This is a genomic window from Finegoldia sp. (assembly GCF_046991905.1).
Classification (GTDB): Bacteria; Bacillota; Clostridia; order Tissierellales; family Peptoniphilaceae; genus Finegoldia.
On sequence record NZ_JBKWZF010000013.1, the window covers coordinates 57461 to 63918 of the forward strand.

Annotated in this window: 6 protein-coding genes; all 6 read left to right on the plus strand. The window is 30.2% G+C overall.

Annotated features, from left to right (window positions below; genetic code table 11):
* Positions 1-2 precede the first annotated feature (2 nt).
* Positions 3-623 (plus strand): hypothetical protein, encoded by a 621-nt coding sequence (locus tag ACLUJM_RS07025; protein ID WP_294685798.1) that lies wholly within the window; start codon positions 3-5, stop codon positions 621-623.
* Between the two features lie 9 nt (positions 624-632).
* Positions 633-2330 carry a phospho-sugar mutase gene (locus tag ACLUJM_RS07030; protein ID WP_412412506.1) on the plus strand — a complete coding sequence of 566 codons (1698 nt, stop codon included), beginning with the start codon at positions 633-635 and terminating at the stop codon, positions 2328-2330.
* Positions 2331-2448: 118 nt separating this feature from the next.
* Positions 2449-3021 (plus strand): xanthine phosphoribosyltransferase, encoded by a 573-nt coding sequence (locus ACLUJM_RS07035; RefSeq protein ID WP_094223583.1) that lies wholly within the window; start codon positions 2449-2451, stop codon positions 3019-3021.
* A gap of 88 nt (positions 3022-3109) precedes the next feature.
* A complete protein-coding gene (locus ACLUJM_RS07040) occupies positions 3110-3616 on the plus strand; it encodes an FHA domain-containing protein (protein WP_094223582.1) in 507 nt (168 codons plus the stop codon).
* Positions 3606-4940, plus strand: a complete 1335-nt coding sequence (locus ACLUJM_RS07045) for an FtsW/RodA/SpoVE family cell cycle protein (protein WP_412412507.1) — start codon at positions 3606-3608, stop codon at positions 4938-4940. The genes ACLUJM_RS07040 and ACLUJM_RS07045 overlap by 11 nt, the downstream gene beginning before the upstream one ends.
* The gene (locus tag ACLUJM_RS07050) at positions 4930-6351 is read left to right on the plus strand and encodes a peptidoglycan D,D-transpeptidase FtsI family protein (protein WP_294685791.1); all 1422 of its coding nucleotides are present in this window, start codon (positions 4930-4932) and stop codon (positions 6349-6351) included. The genes ACLUJM_RS07045 and ACLUJM_RS07050 overlap by 11 nt, the downstream gene beginning before the upstream one ends.
* The last annotated feature ends 107 nt before the right edge of the window (positions 6352-6458 follow it).

The following is a 6458-nucleotide window of genomic DNA, read 5'->3' on the forward strand; positions in this document are numbered from 1 at the left end:
TAATGAAAAATATCAGATATGAACTTAAAGACGTAGATAAAATTTTAAATATCGAAGGGTTTTATGGTGGTGATCAACAATGGTTTGAAGATATTTTGCATTCGAAATATCTAACGAAAAAAGCTTGTTCAGTAATAGCCATCACAAATTTTTTTATTTATATTGCAAAGACCAAGAAAGAATACTCTAAGTTGGTTCCAGAAAATTTTATAGCAACTACAATATCGAAAACTGATTATATAAAATTTGCAGATAAGATTTCTACATTTGTTAAGCCCAAAATATACGGTGTACCTTTTTTGTTTCCGATGAATAATGGTATTAGAAAGTACGCTAAGAAAAACGGTATGAGCTTGGTAGCACAAAATTATAATTTTACTTGGAAAATCAGAAACATCGTAACATACATTATTGGTGCAATAGCAAATGGATATCCAGTTTTGATGCTTACTTTAAATCACAAAAATCCCGATGTAAAATTTCATTGGGTAACTATTACAGCGATTTATTACGATGAAAGCTGGAAGATAGAATGTTCAAATTGGGGCGAGAAGAGAGTATATGATTTAGAAAAATGGTTTAAAGAAAAATCTTTGTATAAAGGTTTAATTTATTATCAATAGGAGGTTTTTATGGATTATTTAAAAGTATATAATGAGTGGTTAAACGATGAGTCTTACGACGAAGAAACAAGACAAGAATTGATGTCAATAAAAGATAATGATGAAGAAATAAAAGATAGATTTTACAAATCATTAGAATTTGGTACTGCGGGATTAAGAGGAAAAATCGGAGCTGGTACTAATAGAATGAATAAATACAACATAATGAAAACAACTCAAGCTCTTGCTGATACTATCAAAAATTACGGTGACGAAGCAATTAAAAGAGGTGTTAGCATTAGCTATGATGTTAGAAAGTTTTCAAAAGAATTTGCTGAAATTTCAGCAAATGTATTAGCGTCTAATGGAATAAAGGTTTATTTGTCTGATGATATTAGACCAACACCAATGTTGTCTTACTCAATCAGAAAATTCAATTGTATTTCAGGAATTATGATTACTGCTTCTCATAATCCAAAAGAATACAATGGATACAAGGCTTATTGGGAAGAAGGAAGTCAAATTCTAGAAGATAAAGCAAATGAAATATTAGGTAATTTAGACAAGATTGACAGTTTTACAGAAGTTAAAATAGGAGATTTCGAAAAACTAATAGCTGAAGGTAAGATAGAATATTTTGGAGAAAATCTTGATAAGGATTATTTTGAAGATGTATTAAGTCTTACTATAAATGATGAAAACATAGACAAGGATGTTAAAATCGTCTACACTCCATTGAATGGAACTGGAAATAGATTTGTTAGACATATTCTAGATGTAAGAGGATTCAAAAATGTTTATGTTGTAAAAGAACAAGAACATCCAGATAGTAATTTTACGACTGTTCCATATCCTAACCCCGAAAACCCAGAAGCGTTTGAATATGCAATTAATCTTGGAAAAGAAGTAGGAGCTGATTTATTATTGGCAACAGATCCAGATGCAGATAGAACTGCTGTAGAAGTTTTTGATGATGGAGAATACGTGTTCTTAGATGGTAATAAAATTGGAGCTTTGTTGACAAATTATATTTTAAGTCAAAGATACGAAAAACACGATTTACCAGAAAATCCAGCAGTAGTAAAATCGATAGTAACGGGAGATTTGTCGGCCAAAATCGCTAAAAAATACGGCGTTGAAATGATTGAAACCCTAACAGGATTTAAAAATGTTTGCGGAAAAGCAAACGAATACGAAAAAACTGGCGAAAAATCTTGGGTATTTGGATATGAAGAAAGTATCGGATATTCTTATGGAACTTTTGTGAGAGATAAGGATGCTGTAAGTTCTTCAATGATGATTTCAGAAATGTTAGCTTTCTACAAAAAACAAAACAAGACATTGATTGATGTATTAAATGATTTGTATGAAGAATTTGGATATCATGAAAACTCACTTTCTTCTGTTGTTTTAGAAGGATTGGATGGCCAAGAAAAAATCGGAAGAATTATGGAAGAATTCCGACACAATCCTATCGAAAAAATTGGGGAAACAAATTTGATTGAAACAAAAGATTATGATGTAAATTATGAAGATTACAATACTCCAAGGTCAAATGTTTTAAAGTATTACTATGATGATGGATCATGGTATGCGTTAAGACCTTCTGGAACTGAGCCAAAAATCAAATTATATATTTATTCTATTGCAGATTCTAAAGAAAAAGCTGAACAAAAAGTTTTGGACATTGAAAAAACAGCAAAAGAAAAAATGATGAACGTAAAATAATTTCTAAATATCACTTATTCCTAAATCTTGGGGTAAGTGATATTTTTTAAATTGGAAGATATTGAGATTTTTTGATATTGTATGTATAATATACTATATTAAATTCTAGGAGAGAAAAATGAGAAAACTTGAAGAGAGAATTATGAAAGATGGCACAGTATTGCCGGGAAATATATTGAAGGTAGACAGGTTCATTAATCACATGATTGACCCTGTTCTTTTTGAAGATTTAGCAAATGAGTTTTATGAAAAATTTAAGGATAAAAAAATCAACAAAATACTGACAATTGAAGTTAGCGGCATTGCTATCGCATACGCTTGTGGAATTAGATTTAACTGCCCAGTTGTATTTGCGAAGAAAACAAGCTCAAAAACATTGGGTGATAACTGCTACAGAACAGAAGTGTTTAGTTTTACAAAAAATAGAAGTTATGAAGTTATGGTTTCTAAGGAATATTTGGATGAAAATGACCGTGTTCTATTAATTGATGATTTTTTGGCAAATGGAAAAGCCTTGGAAGGTTTGATAGATATTTGTTCGCAAGCAAATGCACATGTTGAAGGAATAGGAATCTTAATCGAAAAAGTTTTTCAAAAGGGTGGAGATAATTTAAGAAAACAAGGTTACACAATAGAATCGTTGGCAAGAATAAAAGGCTTTACTGATGATTCTGTTATATTTGAAGATTAATTTTGACAAATTGTAACTTTATTTTTCATTTATTAAGTCAAAAATATGATATATTAGATTAGGATAAAATGAGAAAGGATGAAAACCTGTGAAATACATTATTGACATATTGGATGCATTCTTTTCTATACAAATTACTCCAAATTTAAAATTATACAATTTAATTTCTATGTTTTTTAAATATTTGTTTGTAATAATTATTTACTATTTTATTTTCAACATAATCAAGATGATTTATTTGGACATAAAAGGTACAAACAATATGAACTACAGTTCAAATACTTATTTAAAACTAATAAATAGAAAAGAAAATTTGCCTTTTAAAATACAAGAGCATTATTTTATAGGAAGAACTGCGACTATAGGAAGAGACGACAGCAATCAAGTTGCATTAAAAGATAGATTCATATCTAAGAGACATGCACGTATTTACAAAGAAAAGAATAATTATTATATAGAGGATTTAAATTCTGCAAATGGAACTTTTTTAAATGGCAATAAATTAGTAAATTCTGCCAGACTTAACGACAAAGATTTGATAGATATCGGACAAATTGAATTTATGTTTGTAAATGGTGACAAAGATGCAAACTAAACGTAAAAAAAATAGCAGATTTAAAGAATTTATCGATAATTTGAAACCAATGCGTGTGAATAGTAAGATGATAAAACCTGTTTATTTAATATTGCTGTTTAACATATTTGGTTTTTTCTTAGCTTTAGGATCGAACGAAAAAGGATTAGACTCAAAAGCTTTAGTTTATTTTCTGTTTGCTACAATTTTAATGTTTTTGGCAAATAAATACGTAACCAAAATCACTAAAGGTGACGGCTATATATTGCAGATAGCTTGCATGCTTTTTAGTATTGGTATAATCATGATTTACAGACTTAATCCATATGAAGGATTAAAACAAATTATGTGGTTTACTATTGGAATATTGCTATTTTTTGGTACATTTTTTATTTTAAAGAGTTACAATAAATGGTACAAATTTACGGCGTTTTATCTGATAGGTTGCATACTAATGTTTTTAATAACACTTGTACTTGCACAAGACAAATACGGTGCTAGAAACTGGGTTAGTATTTTTGGGATTGGATTTCAGCCATCAGAAATTACTAAAATATTGTATGTGTTCTTCTTGGCTAGCTATGATTATAATACTGATATGTTAGATAAAATAAAATTAGACTCTGCACATAAATATAAAAAATATTTACCTATAATAAAAAGATATTTCTTGATGATTGTCGTTTATTTATTCATTGGAATGTTTTTCTTGCAAAAAGATTTGGGAACTGCGATGATTTTCTACGGTTTGTTCTTAGTATATCAAATAGTAAATCAAGAAGATATCAAATTAATTTTGTTGAATTTATTAATAGCAATAGCAGGAGCTGTAGCTGCGTATATGCTTTTTTCACATATAAGGATAAGAGTTTCTACTTGGCTTGACCCTTGGAAAAATATCGATGGAATAGGATATCAAATAACGCAAGCTTTATTTGCGATTGCAAGTGGTGGATTTTTTGGGACAGGACTTGGTCTAGGAAGACCAGATGTTGTTCCGGTAGTTACAAGTGATTTCATATTTGCAGCGATTTGCGAAGAAATGGGAACTTTTACAGGAATGGGCGTAATAATGTTGTTCTTGATTTTGATTTATAGAGGGATGAAGATTTCTTTGTATCAATCAAATAAATTTTACAAGATTGTGGCTCTAGGAATTTCAGTTATTTTTGCAATACAAGGGTTGGTAATGTTCGGGGGAGTAATGAAGTTGGTTCCTTTGACAGGGATTACAATACCTTTTGTAAGTTATGGAGGAACTTCAATGGCTATGTCGTTCATATGCCTTGCAATTTTACAATTCTGCTCAACTGATCAAGGAGAGGAAGATATTTATGCAAAATAAAATGAACAAGAGGATTATTGTGGTTTTATCTTTCTTGATGACTTTATTTGTTTTATTGGTATTGTATTTAACTTATTTTCAAATTGTTAAAGCCGACAAAATTGCAAATAACGAATATAATAAAAGATTGTGGGTTGATGAGGATAAGGTCGAACGTGGTACTATTTATGATAGAGACAAAAATGTTTTGGTAGAAACAAAAAAAGATCAATCGGGTAAGAATTATAGATTTTTCGATTATGCAGATATATATGGAAATATAACAGGATATAATTCAAAAACTTACGGTACAGCTGGTCTTGAAAAATCATACATGAAGCAATTGTTAAACATAAACAAGGACACACCTTTATCTCAGTTGAGAAACATTGTAAGTTCAAAAAATAATAAAGGTAATGATTTGGTACTGACAACTAATTCTACATTACAAAAATTGGCGTATAATTTATTAGATGGGAAAAAAGGATCTGTTGTATTGATGAATCCAACAACTGGAGAAGTTTATGCTATGGCAACTTGTCCATCTTACAATCCAAATGACGTTTCAACTCAATGGCAAGAACTTTTAAACAAAGAGTCTTCTCCATTGTTGAATCGTGCCACACAAGGAATGTATACTCCTGGATCTATTTTTAAGATAATAACAGGTAATGCAATATTAGAAAATGAAGATAAAGTTGATAAATATGTAGAAGATAATACCGGTACAATTGAATTCAACAAATACACAATTTCTAACAATAATGGTGCGGTGTTCGGTGAGACTGATTTGCGAAAAGCTCTTGAAAAATCTTCTAATGTTTATTTTGCATCTCAAGGTGTAAAATTAGGAAATAAAATTTTGGAAGATAATGCTTCTAAGTTTATGCTTGGCAAGAAAATTCCTTTTGATTTGCCAGTTGCAGTAAGTGTCAATGGATATACAAAAACAAAAAGTAACGCTGATATTGCTACTACAAGTTTCGGACAAGGAGAAACTTTAGTAACACCATTAAATATGGCGATGGCGATGAGTGCAGTTGCAAATAATGGTGAAATGATGAAACCATATTTGGTAAGTCAAATCATCGATTCAGAAGGAAAAGTAATAAAAGAAACAAAGCCTGAATTGTTGTCTGAAGTTGGTAACAAAAAAAATATGGAATTACTAAAAGATTATCTAAGAACTACTGCTGAAAGTTATGACACACTAAATGTAAGTACGTCAGTAATTGCAAAATCAGGTACAGCTGAAATCAAAGACAAAACAAGTACGCATGCTTGGTTTGTTGCAGCGGCTCCTGCAAAGAAACCAAAATTTGCGATAGCGGTTATTTTGGAAGATGATAACTCTTATGGAGTTAGAACTGCAGGACCTATAGCTTCAAAAATGCTTAATGCGGCAATAAATGAATTAGGTTTAGAAAAATAAAAATAAAACATGGATTAACAATGCTTGTACATTGTAATCCATGTTTTTTGATTTTGATGACTTTAGTCAGTTGAGTTCGCTTGCGAACGAAACAATAAACTACCCGC